Raw genomic sequence first — 17,663 nt, forward strand, 5'->3', positions numbered from 1 at the left:
CGACCAAAGCGGTTTGCAAGGTCAAGCGTGTCCCGTAACAAACAGGAAAATTGCATGTTTTCGACGGGTTGTGCAGGTTGATCGACCTTTAGGCACCGTGCTGCACAGTCCTTGGGCAAACTTGTCACCCACACAATGCGTAGAATCGGTCCGCCTGCAGCAAAGCCGCATGTTTCAGCGCGGAGATTTCGGCCGCTTCCTCATCCGCGCCCCACTGGTCGATCTGCCAGCTTTCGTCGATCCGGCTGAGGGTCCAGGCGTCGTCTGCGGCAAGCCGCCCGCGGGTGACGGCCAGCGCAAGGATCAGTGATCCGGAGATGGCGACAAGGTCATGGAAGGCGGCAAGCTGGAACGGCGAAAGCGCACGAACCGCGGCCTTAAGGGTGGCAAGGCTGGTGGCAGGCTGTTCGACATGCATGACGCCGTGGGTCACCTGCAGCGGTGTCCCTAGGGCCTGTGCGGCCCAATCGAGCAGCGGGTCCCAGGCGGCGGACTGGCGGTCGATCAGGGCCGCAGGTCCGGTGGCGCGGTAGCACAGCAGGTCAGTCTCGCCATAGGCGGCCAGCATGTCGACCACGGCGTCGAAATGGGCGGCGACGGTGTCGATGGCGGAATTCGCTGTGCGGGTGAAGGGCATGGTGGCGGGGTCCACCTTGCCGGTCTGCGCCTGCCATTCGGCGGCGACGGCATCGGCCAAGGCCTTGGTCGGCAGGATCAGTGGGGCCTTCAGGGGCGTGCGGACCGGGCGGGCATCGAGGTGGACGGTGAAGCCGTCCCCTTCGGGCACAACGGTGGCTTCGGTCCAGAAGCGGCGGGGGGACCAGGCGGTCATCTGATCTGCTCGAACGGGTCGGCGGGGACGTCGGATTCCTTCCAGTCCATCAGTTTCCAGGTGCGGGCCATATGTTCGGGTAAGGGCGCGGTGAACGTCAGCATCTTCTTGGTGATCGGGTGTTCGATTGACAGGCTGCGGGCGTGAAGGTGCAGCTTTTTCGACAGATCGCCACCTGCCCCCGCGCCCCAGCCATCGCCCATGTTTTCGGACTCGCCGCCGCCATATTTGCCATCGCCGATGATCGGGTGGCCGATTTCGGCCATATGGGCGCGCAATTGGTGGGTTCGGCCGGTGACCGGCTCCAACGCCATCCAGGACAGGCGGGCGCCAAGGAACCACAGGGTGAAGTAATCGGTCTGCGCGCGCTTGGCATCGGGATGTTCGGCCATCTTGGCAGGATGGACGCAAACCATCTTCTCACCCTCGCCGCCCCTGCCCCGGCCCGGGGCCTTCATCAGGCCGAATTTGATCGAGCCCTGACGGGGATGCGGCACACCGGCGACGACGGCCCAGTAGATCTTGCGGGCAGCGCGATGGCGCAGCGCTTCGCTCAGCGCGCGGGCGATCCGGTCGGTGCGGGCCAGCATCAGGATGCCGGAGGTATCCTTGTCCAGCCGGTGGACGAGCTTGGGCTTGTCCTTGTAGCCGAACTTCAACGCCTCGGTCAGGCCGTCAACGTGGCGGTCGCCCTGACCGCTGCCGCCTTGGGACGGCAGGCCGGCGGGTTTGTTCAGGATGATGATATGTTCATCCTTCCACAGCACGGCGGCCTGGATCATCCGTTCATCGGCTGCCGAAATGCCACCCGCGCGCGGACGGGCGGGCGCTTCGGTGTCCGGCAGGGGTGGGACGCGGATCATCATGCCGGGGGCCACGCGGTCGGACGCCTTGGCGCGGGCGCTGTCGATCCGGATCTGGCCGGTGCGGCACAGCTTTTCCACCGCGCCTTGCGTCACATGCGGAAAGCGGCGGCGGAGCCATTTGTCGAGGCGCTGTTCGCCCTCATCCTCGGTCACGGTCAGGTGCTGGACGGTCATGACATGGCTTTCATCAGGGCCACGCCAAGCGCGGCAGCGGCAAGGGAGAGGGCGACAGAGGCCCCGACATAGGCGACGGCCTGCAGGGTCTGGCCGGTCTGGACCAGCTTGAGCGTGTCCAGAGAGAAGGCGGAAAAGGTGGTGAAGCCACCCAGCACCCCGGTCATGAGGAACAGCTGCCATCCGTCACGCGCCCCCAGCCAGACGAACAGGACGCCGATGGCAAGGCTGCCCAGCACGTTGACCGCAAGCGTGCCCACGGGTGCGCCGATGGCGGTTACCATCAGGTAGCGCAGCACGGCACCTAGGGCGCCGCCAAGGGCGACAAGGGGAAGGGTCTGGGACATGCGCGGTCTTTGCGGTGGACAGGGGCATTTGTCAATGCAAAGGCCCTGTCCTTCCGGTCCGCACCAAATTCCTTCGAAGGAATTTGCAAATCTTTTCGAAAAGATTTGGGGCCTAGCCGTCCTGACGTTTCGCCCGCAGTTTGGCGAAGTAGTCGATCCGCTTCTTCAACTCACGTTCGAAACCGCGTTCGGGGGGCAGATACCAGACCGGGCGCTTCATGCCTTCGGGGAAGTAGTCCTGCCCGGAAAAGCCGTCTTCGGCGTCATGGTCATAGGCGTAGCCGGTGCCATAGCCGATGTCCTTCATCAGCTTGGTCGGCGCGTTCAGGATGTGCTTGGGCGGCGGATGGCTGCCGGTTTCCCGCGCCGCCGCCCGTGCCGCCTTGTAGGCCGTGTAGACCGCGTTCGATTTCGGCGCGAGCGCAAGGTAGACCACCGCCTGCGCCAGGGCCAGTTCCCCCTCGGGCGAGCCCAGACGTTCATAGGTCTGCCAGCTTTGCAGGCAGACATCCTGCGCCTGAGGATCGGCCAGGCCGATATCCTCCACCGCCATGCGGGTGATGCGGCGGGCAAGGAAACGGGGATCCTCGCCCCCTTCCAGCATCCGGGCGAACCAGTAGAGGGCGGCGTCGGGATCGGACCCGCGCACGGATTTGTGCAGGGCCGAGATCAGGTTGTAATGCTCCTCGCCCGACTTGTCGTACTTGGCCGCGCGGCGCATCAGGCGGGTGGAGAGCGCGTCACGATCCAGCGGGGTTTCAGTCTTCCAGGCGGCGACCTGTTCGATCAGGTTCAGCAGCGCGCGGCCGTCACCATCGGCCATCTCCAGAAGCGCCTCGCGCGCTTCGCCTTTCAGGGGCAGGGCGCGGCCAAGCTCTTGCTCGGCCCGCTGGGCAAGGCGTTCAAGGTCGACGAGGCCAAGCCGGTCCAGCACGATGACCTGCGCGCGGGACAGAAGCGCTGCGTTCAGCTCGAAACTGGGGTTCTCGGTGGTGGCACCGACCAGAAGGATCGTCCCATCCTCCATATGCGGCAGAAAGCCGTCTTGCTGGGCCTTGTTGAAGCGATGGATCTCATCCACGAACAGCAGGGTCCCCTGCCCGTTCTGCCGCCGGATCTTGGCGGTTTCGAACACCTTGCGCAAATCCGGGACGCCGGTGAAGATGGCCGAGATCTGAACGAAGGTCAGGTCCGTCTCAGCCGCCAGAAGCCGGGCGATGGTGGTCTTGCCCACCCCGGGCGGGCCCCAGAGGATGAGTGAGGACAAGGACCGCGCCGCCAGCATCGCCCCAAGCGGGCCTTCAGCCGACAGCACCTTTTCCTGACCGATCACCTGCGACAGCGCGCGCGGGCGCAGACGGTCCGCCAGCGGGCGGGGTGCGTCGGGCTGTGCAGGGGCGGCGATGTCGAAAAGGTCTGCCATGGTGGCAGTCTAGGCGCAGCGGCGGGAAACCGGAAGCGGCAAGCACGCTGGCAATCGGCCCGGCCAGACGGCCCGGGCGATGGTGGGGTCCTCCAGCGTGGAAGACCCCTTCGAACCCCACCGGGGTCCTTTCAATGCAGCTTGGTTGCCATGCTGATCGTGACGCAGACCGACCGCGTGCCCCCGGCATCCATCACCGGACCGGACGGGACGCAATCAAGACCCACCCGGCGGGCAAGGCGGGGCGAGTGTTCGGGGATGATCCCCAGAAGGGTGGTTGCGCCAAGCGTGCGGGCGGATACCACCATCTCATGGATCAGCTGCATCTGGACCCGCAGCCGTTCGGCGGCAGGCACGTCGTTGGAGACGAAGACACGACTGGATTCCCAGATGTTGGGATCAATCGGCGCTTCGAAGTTCAGCAGGTCGCGCGGGATGGTTTCCAGAAGCCCCCGCTGTGCATCGCGGATCATGTAGGTGTAGATTCCGCAGCGATGGGTCGTGGGCGTCAGCCGCACACCAGCCATCACCTCGCCATCACGATGAACACAGACCCAGCGGCTGGCGGGAGTGTCATACTGGTCGAACTCCATCCCGTTCGCCTCTGGCAGGTCCCAGCGATTGTTCTGGATGAACGTCCGATGCCTTGCACGGAACATGTTGGCGAACAGTTCGCCATGATTGTGCAAGTTGTCGTAAGACAACGTGGTGGCTTGCATTTCCCTCTCTCCTTCTTCTGGTTCGTCAACCTGTCGAAGGGAAAGACACGGATCAGAGCAGCCGGTATTCCCGTGCCTTGCGGATCGCTTCCGACGTGGTGCGGGCCTCCAGCCGGACACGCGCCGACTGAAGCCGCGCCTTGAAGGCGCTTTCCGTAATGCCAAGCTTTTCCGCGGCCGCGGCGTGCCTGTCCCCGTTGGCAAGGCATTGCAGCGCCTCGATCTGCGCTTTCGTCAGGTCGGAGGGCGGCTTTGCCTCGATATGCAGCTGGATGGTCAATTCGCGCAGATGCGCAAGTTCTTCGTCGTCGAACTCTCTGTCCGACCGGCTGATCCCGACGATCGAACGCGAGGTGATAGGGCCGTAAGACGAAACCGCGCCGTAGTTCAACCCGTGGCTGGCGGCCTTCTTCATGACGCCGAACGGGTCCGGCAAGGGGATCGCGCTCCACCGGGTGGTGCCTTCGACACCCACGCCCCAGAAAACCAGCGGATCCCGCAGATAGTAGGAATGACTGTTGTAGTGATCGACCCATTCAACAGGGTACGAACTTTTATAGACAAGAGGCGTGGCAAAGCGGATGTGCAGCCCGACCGTGTACCCCATAGGGGCAAGATGATCGAGCCGCTCAAGCAGCACGGCAATGGCTTTCTTGTCGGACATTCAACAACACATTCTAACCCGTACGATTCTACTCTCGATTGATCTTGGTCCTTGGTAGCACAAGTGCAAGCCTAATTGCCAAAATCCTGTTGAATCAGGTGTTTCTATGGAATTTTAATGGAAAAGGCCCGCCTCGGCAGCGGGCCGTTCCAATTTCATGCGTGGCGGTGTTCAGCCTTCGGCGGCTTCGCTGCGGGCGTGGTCGGCGGCGCCTTTGGCCGAAGTGTCGCGATCAACAAACTCGATGATCGCCATCGGGGCCATGTCGCCATAGCGGAAACCGGCCTTCAGAACCCGGACATATCCGCCCTGACGGTCCTTGTAGCGGGGGCCGAGGATTTCAAACAGGCGGGCGGTGTGCATGTCCTGCTTGAGCTGGGCATGGGCCTGACGGCGGGCATGCAGGTCGCCGCGCTTGGCCAGCGTGATCAGCTTTTCGATGATCGGACGCAGTTCCTTGGCTTTCGGCAGGGTGGTCTTGATCTGTTCGTGTTCGATCAGCGAACCGGCCATGTTGGCGAACATCGCCTTGCGGTGTTCGTGGGTCCGGTTCAGCTTGCGGTAGCCGCTTGAGTGACGCATTGGAATCTCCTATCGCGCGTTTTGCTTTGTCCGGCGGGTCCTACGTTTGGTCCCGCTCACCTTGGGGTTTCTGCAACCCGTGTTTTCCCCGGCTGTCCGGGCATTTGTCCTCTCGGTGGGTTGGCACCCACCCTACGCCACATGTCGGCCGTAGGGTGGGTGGAACCCACCAAACTCAGAACTGGTCTTCGAAACGCTTGGCCAGGTCTTCGATATTCTCTGGCGGCCAGTCTTCCACGTCCATGCCAAGGTGCAGGCCCATGCCCGACAGCACTTCCTTGATTTCGTTCAAGGACTTGCGGCCGAAGTTCGGGGTGCGCAGCATTTCGGCTTCGGTCTTCTGGATCAGATCGCCGATGTAGACGATATTGTCGTTCTTCAGGCAGTTGGCCGAACGGACCGACAGTTCCAGCTCATCAACCTTCTTGAGCAGGAGCGGGTTGAATTCGAGACCCGAATCCACTTCGCCCAGCTTGGCCGATTCCGGCTCGTCGAAGTTCACGAAGATCGACAGCTGGTCCTGCAGGATGCGCGCGGCATAGGCCACGGCGTCGTCCGGCGTCAGCGAGCCGTCGGTTTCGATCTTCATCGTCAGCTTGTCATAGTCCAGCACCTGGCCCTCACGGGTGGGCTGCACTTCGTAGCTGACCTTCTTGACCGGCGAATAGATCGCGTCGATCGGGATCAGGCCGATCGGCGCATCTTCCGGGCGGTTCTTGTCGGCCGCGACATAGCCCTTGCCGGTCGAGACCGTCAGTTCCATGAACACGTCAGCACCGTCGTCGAGGTGGCAGATCACGTGATCCTTGTTCAGGATCTCGATCCCGTTGGATTCCGAGATGTCACCAGCGGTCACGACGCCCGGGCCCTTGGCCGAGATCGACAGCCGCTTCGGCCCTTCGACTTCCATCTTGATGCTGACGCCCTTGAGGTTCAGCACGATGTCGGTCACGTCTTCGCGCACGCCAGCCACGCTGGAAAACTCATGCAGGACGTTGTCGATCTGCACCGAGGTGATGGCCGCGCCTTGCAGGCTGCTCATCAACACCCGACGCAGCGCGTTGCCGAGGGTGAGGCCAAAGCCCCGCTCCAACGGTTCGGCGATCACTGTCGCGGTGCGGGCGGCATCTGCCCCCGCCTTCACGACAAGCTGCGTCGGCTTGATAAGTTCCTGCCAGTTTTTGTGGATCATGCTGAAGCCCCTATACTTGTCCGCTGCCGATGTCCAAAGCCGCAGGACGCCCGAGGATCGTAAACGACGAAAACCGGGCCGCGAGGGATGTGCCCCCGCGGCCCGGCAGAAAAGAATGCGTCAGACGCGGCGACGCTTTGGCGGACGGCAGCCGTTGTGGGCCAGCGGCGTCACGTCGCGGATCGAGGTGATGTTCAGCCCCACGGCGGCCAGCGCGCGCAGTGCCGATTCACGACCCGAACCCGGACCCTGCACTTCGACCTCAACGGTCTTCATGCCATGTTCTTGCGCCTTGCGAGCGGCGTCTTCAGCGGCCATCTGGGCAGCATAAGGCGTCGACTTGCGCGAGCCCTTGAAGCCCATGGTGCCCGAAGACGACCAGGAAATCGCGTTGCCCTGAACGTCGGAGATCAGGATCTTGGTGTTGTTGAACGAAGAGTTCACATGAACCACGCCAGCGGCGATGTTCTTGCGTTCTTTTTTCTTCGTGCGGGCGGCCTTGGTATCGCGTGCCATATCCGGGCCCCCTTATTTCTTCTTGCCGGCAATGGCCTTTGCGGGGCCTTTGCGGGTACGAGCGTTGGTGTGGGTGCGCTGGCCGCGGACCGGCAGGCCCTTGCGGTGGCGCAGGCCGCGGTAGCAGCCCAGATCCATCAGACGCTTGATGTTCATCGTGACTTCACGGCGCAGGTCGCCTTCGACCGTCACGTTCGCATCGATGTATTCGCGGATCGCCAGCACTTCGCTGTCGTTCAGCTGATTCACCCGGCGGGCCGGATCGATCTTGAGCGCTTCGCAGATCGTGTCTGCGGTGCGCGGGCCAATTCCGGTGATATAGGTCAGCGCGATCGGAACCCGTTTTCCGGTCGGAATGTTGACGCCAGCAATACGTGCCAAACGTGTCGTCCTTCTAGGTTGCGGTTCCGTAGTGCCAGAACCTTTTTTCACAACTCCATCAGGGGACTGGCCCCAGATGGTCCGAACTTCCAATAAGGAAGGCCCGCAAGGCGATTCCACCGCGGGACGCTGTGCATTAGGGGGTTTTCCCGGGGCCGTCAAGGCCGCAGAAGAAGTTTGTCAGGCTTTGTCAAGAACCGATGCGATGGCATCGGCAACACTGTCCACATCAGCCAGGCCGTCCACGGCGGAAAGCTGCCCCTTGGCGTAATAATAGCCGATCAGGGGTGACGTCTTCTTGTAATATTCCATCAATCGGGTCTTGAGCGTTTCCGCATTGTCGTCAGCGCGGCGCTTGAGGTTCGTGCTGCCGCAAACGTCACAGGTGCCGGGAACCTTGGTCGGGTGCGTCTGGTCGTGATAGACCGCCCCGCAATTGCCGCAGGTGAAACGCCCGGTGATCCGCGCGACCAGCGCTGCGTCATCCACCTGCATCTCGATCACGGCGTCCAGCCCCTGCCCGGTGCGCGCGAGCAACGCGCCCAACGCATCGGCCTGCTTCAGCGTACGGGGAAAGCCGTCAAAGATGAACCCGCCCTTGGCGCCGTCGTGCATCTTTGCCTCGATCAGGCCGATGACGATGTCATCCGTCACCAATTCGCCCCGGGCCATGATGCCTTCGACGCGGCGACCAAGGTCTGTCCCCTTGGCGATGGCTTCCTTCAGCATGTCGCCGGTGGACAGTTGCACCATGCCTCGGCTGTCTTCCAGCCGCTTGGCCTGAGTGCCCTTGCCAGCACCCGGCGGGCCCAGAAGAATGATGTTCGTCATGGATCAGCGCCGGGCGGGGGCCTTGGGGGGCCCTGTACGCTTGCGACCGCGCAGCTGCGACTTTTCGATCAGCGATTCATACTGATGCGCCAGAAGATGCGACTGAACCTGCTGGATCGTGTCCATCGTGACCGACACCACGATCAGCACCGACGTACCGCCGAAATAGAACGGAATGCCGACGCGGCTGATCAATATCTCTGGCAGCAAACAGACCGCCGTCAGATAGGCCGACCCGAGGACGAGGATGCGGTTCACCACATATTCCAGATACTCCTCGGTCTTCTTGCCGGGACGGATGCCGGGGACCGAGGCATTCTGCGACTTCAGGTTCTCGGCCACGTCATCGACCTTGAAGCTGACGTTGAGCGTGTAGAAATAGCTGAAGAAGACGATCATGGCCGCCAGGAACAAGAGATGCAGCGGCTGGCCATAGCCAAGGCTGGCAGCCAGCCATGACAGAACCGGGTTGGTCGTGCTGCCGGAAAAGGTGCTGATCGTCGTCGGCAACAAGAGGATTGACGAGGCGAAGATCGCCGGGATGACGCCTGCAGGGTTTACCTTGATCGGCAGGTGCGACGACCCGCCTTCGTACACTTTCATCCCCACCTGACGGCGCGGGTAAAGGATGGAAATCTTGCGCAGCGCGCGCTCCATGAAGACGACGAAGGTGATGACGGCGAATACCATCACGATCACCCCAAGGATGACCGGCGTGGACAGGGCGCCCGACCGGCCCTGCGCCAGGAACTGGGCGATTGCGGCCGGAATCTCGGCGACGATGCCGACGAAGATGATCAGGGAAATGCCGTTGCCAATACCGCGGGCGGTGATCTGTTCACCCAGCCACATCAGGAACATCGTGCCGCCGACAAGCGTGATGACACAGGATGCGATAAAGAACGGCCCCGGGCTGTGGGCCAGCCCGCCGCCCTGAATCGACACGGCGATGCCGTAGCCCTGCAGGATCGCCAAGGCGACCGTGCCATAGCGGGTGTACTGGTTCAGCTTCTTGCGGCCTTGCTCGCCTTCTTTTTTCAGGGCCTGCCAGGGGGCATACATCGTGCTGAGAAGCTGCACGATGATCGAGGCGCTGATGTAGGGCATGATGCCCAGGGCAAAGATCCCCATGCGGCTGATCGCGCCGCCGGTGAACAGGTTCAGCATGCCGCCGATGCCCTGACTGACCTGAGCCATCACATCACGCAACGCTTCGCCGTCAATGCCGGGCACCGGAATGTAGGTCCCAAGCCGGTAGACCATCAGAAGGCCGATCGTGAAGAAGATGCGTTGGCGAAGGTCAGTTGCCTTGCCCAGCGCGCCCCAGCTTAGGTTCGCCGCCATTTGCTCTGCAGCAGATGCCATATCAGGTCTCTTTCAAGCCAAGCGCCGCCAGACCGTTCTCCGGTTGGCGGCGCGGGAAAACTGATGGTTGATGTAAGCGACCTTCCGGCCGCTCACAATCCCTTATTCAGCCGCGGCCGCGACTGGTGCCGTAAGCGTGACGCTGCCGCCCGCCTTCTCGATCGCTTCCACGGCCGAGGCTGACGCGCCAGAGACCTTCAGCGTGATCTTCGATTTGATCTCACCCTTGGCCAGCACGCGGATGCCATCGCGCTTGTGCGAGGTCAGGCCAGCGGCGACCAGAACGTCTTCGGTGATCTCGGCCTTGGCGTCCAGCTTGCCGGCGGCAATGAACTTCTCGATCAGGCCGAGGTTCACGACGGCGTATTCCAGACGGTTCGGCTTGTTGAAGCCGCGCTTGGGCAGACGGCGGTACAGCGGCATCTGGCCGCCTTCGTAGCCGCCGATGGCGACGCCCGAACGGGATTTCTGACCCTTGATACCACGGCCAGCGGTCTTGCCCTTGCCCGAGCCCGGGCCGCGCGCAACGCGCTTTTGCTTCTTGGCAGCGCCGGGATTGTCGGCGAGTTCATGCAGTTTCATGTCGCAATCTCCTTGGCCGGAAGGTCCCTACCTGCGACGGATGGGGACAACGCGGCATTTCTTGTTGATTCTCGTGGACCATGCAGTCCACCGGGGGCCGATACACGACCCGTGGGCCGATGGCAAGGCGCAGGGCGTCAGCCGGGGGCGGGATAGCTGCCCGAGGCATCGTGCTTTTCCTGACCAGTCAGGGCCGGAGTGAAGACGCAGATGATCCGCAGGTCGGTTTCGGCGCGCAGCAGATGCGCCTCGTGGTGGTCAAGCACGTACACCGTGCCGGGGCCAAGCGGCCAGACCTGCCCCGTGGCCACGTTGGTCACCTGGCCTTTGCCTTCGATGACATAGTTCGTTTCGACGTGGTTCTTGTATTCCAGCAACTGCTCGGACCCGGCCTTGCAGATGGTGTCATGCAGCGAATAGCCAAGCCCATCTGCGGCCAGCAGGATCCGGCGGCTTTCAAAGGACGCGCCCTTCACATGGGACGGGGTGTCAAGGATCGAGGCAAGCGTACGGACGATCATGGGGCGGGCTCCTGCAGGTCAAGCTGTTCGCGGATCATGACTGCGGGGCCTTGTCGATGGCAACAGACAGATTGCAGGAGACCCCGCCATGATGGCACCGTCGAAAAGCAAAACGCCCCCGCGTTTCCGCAGGGGCGTTTGATGTTACGGGGTCGGGGCAGGCCCCGACCGACGCTTAGCCGCGCTCTTCGATGATCTCGACGAGGTGGCTGATCTTGTTGACCATACCGCGCACGGAAGGGGTGTCTTCCAGCTCGCGGGTGCGGTTCATCTTGTTCAGTCCCAGACCCTTGAGGGTCGCGGTCTGCTTGGCCGGGCGGCGGGCGGCGGAAGCCACCTGCTTGACGATGATGGTTTTGGTCATGCTCAGGCCTCCACGACTTCGGCTTCGGGCTTGCGAAGGATTTCCGCAACCTTCTTGCCACGACGCGATGCCACGTTGCGGGGCGAGGCTTCGTGCTTCAGCCCGTCAATGGTGGCGCGGATCATGTTGTAGGGGTTGGCCGAACCGATCGACTTCGCCACGATGTCCTGGATGCCAAGCATCTCGAACACGGCGCGCATCGGGCCGCCGGCGATGATGCCGGTACCTGCAACAGCGGTCCGCATCACGACTTTCCCGGCGCCGTGGCGGCCTTCCATGTCGTGGTGCAGAGTGCGGCTGTCCTTCAGCGGCACGCGGATCAGGCTGCGCTTGGCCTGTTCGGTGGCCTTGCGGATCGCCTCCGGCACTTCCTTGGCCTTGCCCTTGCCGAAGCCGACGCGACCACGCTGGTCACCGACGACGACCAAGGCTGCGAAGCCGAAGCGCTTGCCACCCTTGACGGTTTTTGAGACGCGGTTGATCGCGACCAGACGGTCGGCGAATTCCGGGTTTTCTTCCGGGCGGTTATCGCGGCGCTGGCCGTCCCGGCGGTTATCACGTTCTGCCATAAGGCATTCCTTCACTGGTGGCGCATCGGCGCCGTTATCGCCAATCCTGGTGCTGGCCGGGTCAAGCCCGGGGCCCGGATCATCGGAGCGGCGCACCCGCAAAGGGAAGCGCCGCCCACCGAAATCAGAACTTCAGACCACCCTCACGGGCAGCATCGGCCAAGGCCTTGATCTTGCCGTGGAACAGGAAGCCACCACGGTCGAAGTAGCATTCCTCGACCCCGGCCTTCTTGGCCCGCTCGGCAATCGCGGCGCCCACTTTGGTGGAAGCCTCGACGTTGTTCTTGCCGACGACGCCCAGATCCTTTTCGAGCGACGATGCCGAGGCGACAGTCACGCCCTTCACATCGTCGATCAGCTGAACGCTGATGTTCTTCGAGGACCGGTGCACCGACAGGCGCAGACGACCATGCGAGGTCGCCTTGATCTTGTTCCGGACGCGCATGCGGCGCTTGAGGAACAGCTCTCTCTTGTTGTTTGCCATTTCTCTCGCCCTTACTTCTTCTTGCCTTCCTTGCGGAACACGAACTCACCCTTGTAGCGGATGCCTTTGCCCTTGTAGGGCTCGGGCGCGCGCCATTCGCGGATGTTCGCGGCGACCTGACCAACAAGCTGCTGGTCAATGCCTTCCACAATGATTTCGGTGTTCTTCGGAGAAGTCACGGTCACGCCGGCGGGCACCTCGAAGTTGACTTCGTGGCTGTAGCCCAACGACAGCTTGAGCACATTGCCCGCCATCGCGGCGCGGTAACCCACGCCCTGGATTTCCATTTCCTTCTTGAACCCGGTCGAGACGCCGACAACCAGGTTGTCGACCATGGACCGGGTCATGCCCCACTGCTGACGCGCACGTTTGGACATGCCGCGGGGGGTGACCTTGACGGTATCCCCTTCCACGGTCAGCGTCACGTCATCGCCTGCGGTGAAGCTGCGGGTGCCTTTCGGCCCCTTCACTTCGATGGTCTGGCCGCTGATCGAGGCCGAGGTGCCCTTGACCAGGGTGACGGGCTTCTTGCCGATACGAGACATTCCACCCTCCCTTAGAATACGGTGCAAAGCACTTCGCCGCCAACATTGGCAGCGCGTGCATTTGCATCCGACATGACGCCTTTCGGCGTGGAGACAATCGAGACACCCAGACCGTTGCGGACCGAGGGGATCTCTTTCACGCCCATGTACACCCGACGGCCGGGCTTGGACACGCGCTTGAGTTCGCGGATCACAGGCTCACCTTCGTAGTACTTCAGGCTGATCGTGAATTCGCCCTGACCGTTGTCGGTGTCAGCTTTTTCCCAGCCACGGATGTAGCCTTCGGAAACCAGCACTTCCAGAACCCGGGCCCGCAGCGTGGACGCCGGGGTCTTGACCGTGGACTTGCCACGCATCTGGGCGTTGCGAATGCGTGTCAGCATATCGCCAAGAGGATCGTTCATCATCATATCCGGTCCTCCTTACCAGCTGGACTTGACCATGCCGGGGATCTGGCCAAACGAGGCGAGGTCCCGCAGCATGATGCGGCTGAGTTTGAGCTTGCGATAGAACGCATGCGGACGGCCCGTCAGCTGGCAGCGGTTGTGCAGCCGGACGGCGGACGAGTTGCGGGGCAGCTCGGCCAGTTTGATCGACGCCTTGAAGCGTTCTTCAACCGGTTTCGCCTGATCGTTGATCACCGCTTTCAGCGCGGCCCGCTTGGAAGCGTGTTGCTTCACCAGCTTGGCGCGCTTCACTTCGCGGTTCACCATGGATTTCTTTGCCATATCTTTGTTCCTCGCGCTTACGACGTGAAGGGCATGTTGAAATGCTTCAACAGCGCCTTGGCTTCTGCGTCGGTCTTCGCGTTGGTGCAGATGATGATGTCCATTCCCAGAACTTCGTCGACCTTGTCGAAGTTGATTTCGGGGAACACGATGTGCTCTTTCAGGCCCATGGCATAGTTGCCGCGGCCATCGAAGCTGCTGCCCTTGACGCCGCGGAAGTCGCGGACGCGCGGCAGAGCCACGTTGATCAGACGGTCCAGGAATTCGTACATCCGGTCGCCCCGCAGCGTGACCTTGCAGCCCAGCGGCATTTCCTCACGGACGCGGAAGCCGGCGATCGACTTCTTGGCCTTGGTGATGACGGCCTTCTGACCGGCGATCTGGGACAGTTCCTCGGCGGCCTGCTTGACCTTCTTGGTGTCCTTGACCGCCTCGCCGACGCCCATGTTCAGGACGATCTTGTCCAGACGGGGGATCTGCATGTCGTTCTTGTACGAGAACTCTTCCTTCATCGCGGCGCGGATCTTGCCTTTGTATTCGGCTTTCAGGCGCGGCGTGTAAGTGGCTTGATCAAGCATCAGATCGCCTCCCCGGTGGTCTTGGCGAAACGGACCTTCTTGTCGCCTTCCATGCGGAAGCCGACGCGGGTCGGTTTGCCGTTCTTGTCCACGATGGCCAGGTTCGACAAGTCGATGGGCATCGCTTTCGGAACGCGGCCACCTTGCGAGGTCTGGCTTTGCTTGGTGTGGCGGATCGCGACGTTCACGCCATCGACGATGGCCTTGTTCGCATCGGGATTGACGGACGAAATCTCGCCCTTCTTGCCCTTGTCCTTGCCGGTGAGCACGACGACGGTGTCACCCTTCTTGAGTTTCGCAGCCATCAGAGCACCTCCGGCGCCAGCGAGATGATCTTCATGAAGTTCTTGGCACGCAGCTCGCGCACGACCGGCCCGAAGATACGGGTGCCGACCGGTTCGCCCTGGTTGTTCAGGATGACGGCGGCGTTACGGTCGAAACGGATGGTGGTGCCGTCTTCACGGCGAACTTCCTTGGCGGTGCGAACGACAACGGCCTTGCGGACGTCACCCTTCTTCACGCGGCCCTTCGGAATCGCTTCCTTGACCGACACCACGATGATGTCGCCGACGGAAGCATAACGGCGGTGCGAACCGCCAAGAACCTTGATGCACTGAACCCGGCGCGCGCCAGAGTTGTCAGCCACATCCAGATTCGTCTGCATCTGGATCATTTGGTAGTCTCCCGACCTGCAGGGACACGCCCTGCGGTTTCGTTAGAGACGGAGGGGGTCACGCAGTTGCGTCGACCACTACCGTCCAGCGTTTCGTTTTCGAAATCGGCGCGCATTCTTCAATGCGCACGGTGTCGCCGACCTTGAACTTGTTCTCCGCATCGTGAGCGCGGTATTTCTTCGACTTACGCACTGTCTTCTGCAGCAGCGGGTGCTTGAAGCGGCGTTCGACGGAGACGGTGATCGTCTGCTCGTTCTTGTCCGAGGTGACGGTGCCCGTCAGGATACGTTTTGGCATGGCGGTTCCCCTTACTTCGCAGCTTCAGTGGCTTTTTGAACCAGCACCGTCTTGATGCGGGCGACGTCACGGCGGACGGCACGCATGCGGGCGGTGTTCTCAAGCTGGTTCGTCGCCTGCTGGAAACGCAGGTTGAACGCTTCCTTCTTGAGCTGAACCAGGCTGTCGCGCAGCTGGTCCGGCGTCTTCGACTTCAGTTCTTCGGCTTTCATGCCGCTTCCTTTTCCACAATCGCCAGACGGCCCCTGCTTGAGGGTCACCGAGGACCTGGCGGATCAATGACAAACCAACGAATCCGGAGGTCCGGAATCGCTGGATGGCGTCGTATAGGGGGGATGGGCTTGGGGGGCAAGGGGGAAGTTGGGGGGAATGCGAGGCTGACGTCAACCGATGCCCGCCACGCGCTATTCCTCGTCTTCTCGCAATAAGCGATCCAATTCAATCGGATCCATTTGACGTATCTGCTTTTCGACGTCGCGATCGTGTGTGCGGTCATTGGGATCCGCATTTTTTTGAGCCCTTCGCCCATACTTCTTAACGAAGATACTTAGTTCCGCGGTTCGCAGGGCCCTGCGTTCGGCTCGGTTTGGATGCCTCCGTTCTTTGTCTTCGACGCGCATGCCAGTATGCTACCCCAACTTCTCCGCGATCCACATCTTGATCAGCGACTGCCGCGTCACTCCCAGACGCCCGGCCTCCTTGTCGAGGTCGCGGACCATCCAAGCCGGAAAGTCCACGTTCACGCGCCGCGCCTCCTGATTGGGGCGGCGGGCTTTGGACCAGTCGACGTAAGCGCTGACATCTTCGCCATTGTCGAACATTTCGTCGAACTGTTCGGTCGTAATCGTCTCACGCGCCGTCATAGAACATCACCTCCGTTTTTCGCGCCCTCCGGACCGAGATGATCCGCACCACCTCACCGCGAAGAGTGCAGACCGCCGTCCAGTGCTTGCCGTCGATCCGACCGATCACAAGGAAGCGCGGCTCGCCATCCGATACGACCGGAGCATCGGCCAGCCCGTCATCCTGCCAAAGTGCCTGAGCCTCGACGAAGTCGATGCCGTGCTTGACTTTGTTGGCGGCACTCTTGTCTGGGTCGAACTCGAACTCCATGAGGCAATATAGTATAGAAACTATACCATTTCAAGTGCGCGGTCACGCCCACCCATAGTTGAAGCTGACCGAGATCCGTTCCTCCTCGGACATGTTCATCGGTACCTCGTGGCGCAGCCAGCTTTCCCAGAGGAGAACCTCGCCCACCGCGGGCTTCACATAGACGAACCGCTGCAGTTCTTGCGGCGCGGTTTTCAGGGGGACCGGGGCCAGCATCATCATCGGCAGGCGGGGGTCCTCCAGCTTGAGCGCGGAGGTCCCCTCCGGCATCGCGACATAGGTCGTGCCCGAGATCACCGAGTGCGGGTGGATGTGGCTGGCGTGGGTGCCGCCTTCGGGCAGGATGTTGATCCAGAGGGAATTGCATTTCAGCTTCTTGTCGCCAAGGTCGAAGCCGAGGTCCTTGCAGAAGGCCGCGACGTGCTTGTCCAGCGCCTTTTCCAGATCACCAAAGATCGGCATCCGCCAGGGCAGGTCGTCCAGCGAGGCATAGGAGGTGTAGCCGGGATACCCGTTCGCCTCGCACCATTCCTGCCCGGCCTCGTCATCCTCGGCCACCATGTCGCAGGTCTGGTGGAGTTCGGCATAGTCGACCTTCTTCTTTGCAAGGTCATTGAGACCGGCGCGGTAGAGACGGGTGACGAAGAGGGAGGTGATGGTGGGCATCGGTTCGTTCCGAATGATATGCGTGTCTCCTGAAATAGCAGCCCTTTCGGTCGGGTGCAAAGCTGACCGCGACCGGCACGCTGGGGTGGGAGCGATATATCGCGCCCGCCCCAGGGGGGCGGGTCGGGCGCGGTCAGATTTGCTTTGGGCAAATCTGACAAAGAAAGAAGCCCCCGCCGTTTCCAGCGGGGGCCGATCTCGTAGGGTGGGAGTTAACCCACCACCCTTACCAGTCTTCCTTCGCGACGACGCGCGTGGTGACCGGGAGTTTCATAGCGCCCAGACGCAGGGCCTCACGCGCGATTTCTTCGGACACGCCGTCGATTTCGAACATGATCCGGCCCGGCTTGACCTTGGCCGCCCAGTAGTCGGTGGAGCCTTTGCCTTTACCCATACGCACTTCGACGGGCTTGGCCGACACTGGAACGTCCGGGAAAATCCGGATCCAGACCCGGCCCTGACGCTTCATGTGGCGGGTGATCGCGCGGCGGGCCGCTTCGATCTGGCGGGCGGTGACACGCTCCGGCTCGGTCGCTTTCAGGGCGAAGGAGCCGAAGTTCAGCAGGAACCCACCCTTGGCTTCGCCATGGATGCGGCCCTTGTGCATCTTGCGGAATTTCGTGCGCTTTGGTTGCAGCATCTCATTCTAC

29 protein-coding genes are annotated in these 17,663 nt (G+C 62.0%); all 29 read right to left on the minus strand.

Going from position 1 to position 17,663, the window contains the following annotated elements:
• Nucleotides 1-124 precede the first annotated feature (124 nt).
• Nucleotides 125-832: an ATP12 family chaperone protein gene (locus EI545_RS07905; protein ID WP_125324968.1), complete on the minus strand. Its 708-nt coding sequence runs from the start codon at nt 830-832 to the stop codon at nt 125-127.
• A complete protein-coding gene (locus EI545_RS07910; RefSeq protein ID WP_125324969.1) occupies nt 829-1,872 on the minus strand; it encodes an RluA family pseudouridine synthase in 1,044 nt (347 codons plus the stop codon). The genes EI545_RS07905 and EI545_RS07910 overlap by 4 nt, the downstream gene beginning before the upstream one ends.
• Nucleotides 1,869-2,219: a fluoride efflux transporter CrcB gene (gene crcB, locus EI545_RS07915; protein WP_125324970.1), complete on the minus strand. Its 351-nt coding sequence runs from the start codon at nt 2,217-2,219 to the stop codon at nt 1,869-1,871. The genes EI545_RS07910 and crcB overlap by 4 nt, the downstream gene beginning before the upstream one ends.
• Nucleotides 2,220-2,331: 112 nt before the next feature.
• Nucleotides 2,332-3,642, minus strand: a complete 1,311-nt coding sequence (locus EI545_RS07920) for a replication-associated recombination protein A (RefSeq protein WP_125324971.1) — start codon at nt 3,640-3,642, stop codon at nt 2,332-2,334.
• A 131-nt stretch (nt 3,643-3,773) separates the two neighbouring features.
• Entirely contained in the window at nt 3,774-4,361 is a 588-nt protein-coding gene (locus tag EI545_RS07925) for an acyl-homoserine-lactone synthase (RefSeq protein ID WP_125324972.1), read from the minus strand.
• A gap of 52 nt (nt 4,362-4,413) precedes the next feature.
• A complete protein-coding gene (locus EI545_RS07930; RefSeq protein ID WP_125324973.1) occupies nt 4,414-5,025 on the minus strand; it encodes a helix-turn-helix transcriptional regulator in 612 nt (203 codons plus the stop codon).
• Nucleotides 5,026-5,196: 171 nt separating this feature from the next.
• Nucleotides 5,197-5,607 carry a 50S ribosomal protein L17 gene (gene rplQ / locus EI545_RS07935; protein ID WP_125324974.1) on the minus strand — a complete coding sequence of 137 codons (411 nt, stop codon included), beginning with the start codon at nt 5,605-5,607 and terminating at the stop codon, nt 5,197-5,199.
• A 175-nt stretch (nt 5,608-5,782) separates the two neighbouring features.
• Nucleotides 5,783-6,799 (minus strand): DNA-directed RNA polymerase subunit alpha, encoded by a 1,017-nt coding sequence (locus tag EI545_RS07940; protein ID WP_125324975.1) that lies wholly within the window; start codon nt 6,797-6,799, stop codon nt 5,783-5,785.
• 120 nt (nt 6,800-6,919) lie between these two features.
• Nucleotides 6,920-7,315, minus strand: coding sequence for a 30S ribosomal protein S11 (gene rpsK / locus EI545_RS07945; RefSeq protein WP_125324976.1), 396 nt, complete (start codon nt 7,313-7,315; stop codon nt 6,920-6,922).
• A gap of 12 nt (nt 7,316-7,327) precedes the next feature.
• Nucleotides 7,328-7,696: a 30S ribosomal protein S13 gene (gene rpsM / locus EI545_RS07950; protein ID WP_125324977.1), complete on the minus strand. Its 369-nt coding sequence runs from the start codon at nt 7,694-7,696 to the stop codon at nt 7,328-7,330.
• Nucleotides 7,697-7,876: 180 nt separating this feature from the next.
• Nucleotides 7,877-8,527 (minus strand): adenylate kinase, encoded by a 651-nt coding sequence (locus EI545_RS07955; protein ID WP_125324978.1) that lies wholly within the window; start codon nt 8,525-8,527, stop codon nt 7,877-7,879.
• A gap of 3 nt (nt 8,528-8,530) precedes the next feature.
• Nucleotides 8,531-9,892: a preprotein translocase subunit SecY gene (secY, locus tag EI545_RS07960; protein ID WP_125324979.1), complete on the minus strand. Its 1,362-nt coding sequence runs from the start codon at nt 9,890-9,892 to the stop codon at nt 8,531-8,533.
• A 102-nt stretch (nt 9,893-9,994) separates the two neighbouring features.
• Nucleotides 9,995-10,474, minus strand: coding sequence for a 50S ribosomal protein L15 (gene rplO / locus EI545_RS07965; RefSeq protein ID WP_125324980.1), 480 nt, complete (start codon nt 10,472-10,474; stop codon nt 9,995-9,997).
• Nucleotides 10,475-10,611: 137 nt separating this feature from the next.
• Nucleotides 10,612-10,995: an ectoine synthase gene (locus EI545_RS07970; protein WP_125324981.1), complete on the minus strand. Its 384-nt coding sequence runs from the start codon at nt 10,993-10,995 to the stop codon at nt 10,612-10,614.
• A 175-nt stretch (nt 10,996-11,170) separates the two neighbouring features.
• Nucleotides 11,171-11,359: a 50S ribosomal protein L30 gene (gene rpmD, locus EI545_RS07975; RefSeq protein ID WP_125324982.1), complete on the minus strand. Its 189-nt coding sequence runs from the start codon at nt 11,357-11,359 to the stop codon at nt 11,171-11,173.
• Nucleotides 11,360-11,361: 2 nt separating this feature from the next.
• The gene (gene rpsE / locus EI545_RS07980) at nt 11,362-11,928 is read right to left on the minus strand and encodes a 30S ribosomal protein S5 (protein ID WP_125324983.1); all 567 of its coding nucleotides are present in this window, start codon (nt 11,926-11,928) and stop codon (nt 11,362-11,364) included.
• A 124-nt stretch (nt 11,929-12,052) separates the two neighbouring features.
• Nucleotides 12,053-12,412, minus strand: a complete 360-nt coding sequence (gene rplR / locus EI545_RS07985) for a 50S ribosomal protein L18 (RefSeq protein WP_125324984.1) — start codon at nt 12,410-12,412, stop codon at nt 12,053-12,055.
• A gap of 11 nt (nt 12,413-12,423) precedes the next feature.
• Nucleotides 12,424-12,957: a 50S ribosomal protein L6 gene (rplF, locus tag EI545_RS07990; protein WP_125324985.1), complete on the minus strand. Its 534-nt coding sequence runs from the start codon at nt 12,955-12,957 to the stop codon at nt 12,424-12,426.
• Between the two features lie 11 nt (nt 12,958-12,968).
• A complete protein-coding gene (rpsH, locus tag EI545_RS07995) occupies nt 12,969-13,367 on the minus strand; it encodes a 30S ribosomal protein S8 (protein ID WP_125324986.1) in 399 nt (132 codons plus the stop codon).
• Nucleotides 13,368-13,379: 12 nt separating this feature from the next.
• Entirely contained in the window at nt 13,380-13,685 is a 306-nt protein-coding gene (rpsN, locus tag EI545_RS08000; protein ID WP_125324987.1) for a 30S ribosomal protein S14, read from the minus strand.
• 17 nt (nt 13,686-13,702) lie between these two features.
• Nucleotides 13,703-14,263, minus strand: a complete 561-nt coding sequence (rplE, locus tag EI545_RS08005) for a 50S ribosomal protein L5 (protein WP_125324988.1) — start codon at nt 14,261-14,263, stop codon at nt 13,703-13,705.
• Entirely contained in the window at nt 14,263-14,568 is a 306-nt protein-coding gene (rplX, locus tag EI545_RS08010; RefSeq protein ID WP_125324989.1) for a 50S ribosomal protein L24, read from the minus strand. The genes rplE and rplX overlap by 1 nt, the downstream gene beginning before the upstream one ends.
• Nucleotides 14,568-14,936, minus strand: a complete 369-nt coding sequence (gene rplN / locus EI545_RS08015) for a 50S ribosomal protein L14 (RefSeq protein WP_091302592.1) — start codon at nt 14,934-14,936, stop codon at nt 14,568-14,570. Before rplN ends, rplX begins: the two co-directional genes overlap by 1 nt.
• A gap of 58 nt (nt 14,937-14,994) precedes the next feature.
• The gene (rpsQ, locus tag EI545_RS08020; protein ID WP_125324990.1) at nt 14,995-15,234 is read right to left on the minus strand and encodes a 30S ribosomal protein S17; all 240 of its coding nucleotides are present in this window, start codon (nt 15,232-15,234) and stop codon (nt 14,995-14,997) included.
• An 11-nt stretch (nt 15,235-15,245) separates the two neighbouring features.
• Entirely contained in the window at nt 15,246-15,446 is a 201-nt protein-coding gene (rpmC, locus tag EI545_RS08025) for a 50S ribosomal protein L29 (RefSeq protein WP_125324991.1), read from the minus strand.
• A 417-nt stretch (nt 15,447-15,863) separates the two neighbouring features.
• Nucleotides 15,864-16,097 carry a type II toxin-antitoxin system BrnA family antitoxin gene (brnA, locus tag EI545_RS08035; protein ID WP_216842505.1) on the minus strand — a complete coding sequence of 78 codons (234 nt, stop codon included), beginning with the start codon at nt 16,095-16,097 and terminating at the stop codon, nt 15,864-15,866.
• A complete protein-coding gene (locus EI545_RS08040) occupies nt 16,084-16,347 on the minus strand; it encodes a BrnT family toxin (RefSeq protein WP_125324993.1) in 264 nt (87 codons plus the stop codon). Before EI545_RS08040 ends, brnA begins: the two co-directional genes overlap by 14 nt.
• Nucleotides 16,348-16,389: 42 nt before the next feature.
• The gene (locus tag EI545_RS08045) at nt 16,390-17,013 is read right to left on the minus strand and encodes a TIGR02466 family protein (RefSeq protein WP_125324994.1); all 624 of its coding nucleotides are present in this window, start codon (nt 17,011-17,013) and stop codon (nt 16,390-16,392) included.
• A 226-nt stretch (nt 17,014-17,239) separates the two neighbouring features.
• Complete coding sequence (gene rplP, locus EI545_RS08050; RefSeq protein ID WP_125324995.1) at nt 17,240-17,653, minus strand: 50S ribosomal protein L16; 414 nt, start codon at nt 17,651-17,653, stop codon at nt 17,240-17,242.
• Nucleotides 17,654-17,663: the final 10 nt, after the last annotated feature.

Origin of the sequence: Tabrizicola piscis (genome assembly GCF_003940805.1) — a bacterium.
Taxonomy (GTDB): domain Bacteria; phylum Pseudomonadota; class Alphaproteobacteria; order Rhodobacterales; family Rhodobacteraceae; genus Tabrizicola; species Tabrizicola piscis.

What these genes read in the sequence shown, in the direction of transcription:
- rplN (WP_091302592.1), bottom strand. Translation starts at nt 14,936, where the DNA reads ATGATCCAGATGCAGACGAATCTGGATGTGGCTGACAACTCTGGCGCG.
- EI545_RS08040 (WP_125324993.1), bottom strand. Translation starts at nt 16,347, where the DNA reads ATGGAGTTCGAGTTCGACCCAGACAAGAGTGCCGCCAACAAAGTCAAG.
- EI545_RS07970 (WP_125324981.1), bottom strand. Translation starts at nt 10,995, where the DNA reads ATGATCGTCCGTACGCTTGCCTCGATCCTTGACACCCCGTCCCATGTG.
- rpsH (WP_125324986.1), bottom strand. Translation starts at nt 13,367, where the DNA reads ATGATGATGAACGATCCTCTTGGCGATATGCTGACACGCATTCGCAAC.
- rplP (WP_125324995.1), bottom strand. Translation starts at nt 17,653, where the DNA reads ATGCTGCAACCAAAGCGCACGAAATTCCGCAAGATGCACAAGGGCCGC.
- EI545_RS07910 (WP_125324969.1), bottom strand. Translation starts at nt 1,872, where the DNA reads ATGACCGTCCAGCACCTGACCGTGACCGAGGATGAGGGCGAACAGCGC.
- EI545_RS07920 (WP_125324971.1), bottom strand. Translation starts at nt 3,642, where the DNA reads ATGGCAGACCTTTTCGACATCGCCGCCCCTGCACAGCCCGACGCACCC.
- rplE (WP_125324988.1), bottom strand. Translation starts at nt 14,263, where the DNA reads ATGCTTGATCAAGCCACTTACACGCCGCGCCTGAAAGCCGAATACAAA.
- rplO (WP_125324980.1), bottom strand. Translation starts at nt 10,474, where the DNA reads ATGAAACTGCATGAACTCGCCGACAATCCCGGCGCTGCCAAGAAGCAA.
- EI545_RS08045 (WP_125324994.1), bottom strand. Translation starts at nt 17,013, where the DNA reads ATGCCCACCATCACCTCCCTCTTCGTCACCCGTCTCTACCGCGCCGGT.
- brnA (WP_216842505.1), bottom strand. Translation starts at nt 16,097, where the DNA reads ATGACGGCGCGTGAGACGATTACGACCGAACAGTTCGACGAAATGTTC.
- EI545_RS07930 (WP_125324973.1), bottom strand. Translation starts at nt 5,025, where the DNA reads ATGTCCGACAAGAAAGCCATTGCCGTGCTGCTTGAGCGGCTCGATCAT.
- rpsE (WP_125324983.1), bottom strand. Translation starts at nt 11,928, where the DNA reads ATGGCAGAACGTGATAACCGCCGGGACGGCCAGCGCCGCGATAACCGC.
- crcB (WP_125324970.1), bottom strand. Translation starts at nt 2,219, where the DNA reads ATGTCCCAGACCCTTCCCCTTGTCGCCCTTGGCGGCGCCCTAGGTGCC.
- rpsK (WP_125324976.1), bottom strand. Translation starts at nt 7,315, where the DNA reads ATGGCACGCGATACCAAGGCCGCCCGCACGAAGAAAAAAGAACGCAAG.
- rpsQ (WP_125324990.1), bottom strand. Translation starts at nt 15,234, where the DNA reads ATGCCAAAACGTATCCTGACGGGCACCGTCACCTCGGACAAGAACGAG.
- EI545_RS07940 (WP_125324975.1), bottom strand. Translation starts at nt 6,799, where the DNA reads ATGATCCACAAAAACTGGCAGGAACTTATCAAGCCGACGCAGCTTGTC.
- rpmC (WP_125324991.1), bottom strand. Translation starts at nt 15,446, where the DNA reads ATGAAAGCCGAAGAACTGAAGTCGAAGACGCCGGACCAGCTGCGCGAC.
- rpsN (WP_125324987.1), bottom strand. Translation starts at nt 13,685, where the DNA reads ATGGCAAAGAAATCCATGGTGAACCGCGAAGTGAAGCGCGCCAAGCTG.
- EI545_RS07955 (WP_125324978.1), bottom strand. Translation starts at nt 8,527, where the DNA reads ATGACGAACATCATTCTTCTGGGCCCGCCGGGTGCTGGCAAGGGCACT.
- rplQ (WP_125324974.1), bottom strand. Translation starts at nt 5,607, where the DNA reads ATGCGTCACTCAAGCGGCTACCGCAAGCTGAACCGGACCCACGAACAC.
- rplF (WP_125324985.1), bottom strand. Translation starts at nt 12,957, where the DNA reads ATGTCTCGTATCGGCAAGAAGCCCGTCACCCTGGTCAAGGGCACCTCG.
- rpmD (WP_125324982.1), bottom strand. Translation starts at nt 11,359, where the DNA reads ATGACCAAAACCATCATCGTCAAGCAGGTGGCTTCCGCCGCCCGCCGC.
- secY (WP_125324979.1), bottom strand. Translation starts at nt 9,892, where the DNA reads ATGGCATCTGCTGCAGAGCAAATGGCGGCGAACCTAAGCTGGGGCGCG.
- rplR (WP_125324984.1), bottom strand. Translation starts at nt 12,412, where the DNA reads ATGGCAAACAACAAGAGAGAGCTGTTCCTCAAGCGCCGCATGCGCGTC.
- EI545_RS07925 (WP_125324972.1), bottom strand. Translation starts at nt 4,361, where the DNA reads ATGCAAGCCACCACGTTGTCTTACGACAACTTGCACAATCATGGCGAA.
- rplX (WP_125324989.1), bottom strand. Translation starts at nt 14,568, where the DNA reads ATGGCTGCGAAACTCAAGAAGGGTGACACCGTCGTCGTGCTCACCGGC.
- EI545_RS07905 (WP_125324968.1), bottom strand. Translation starts at nt 832, where the DNA reads ATGACCGCCTGGTCCCCCCGCCGCTTCTGGACCGAAGCCACCGTTGTG.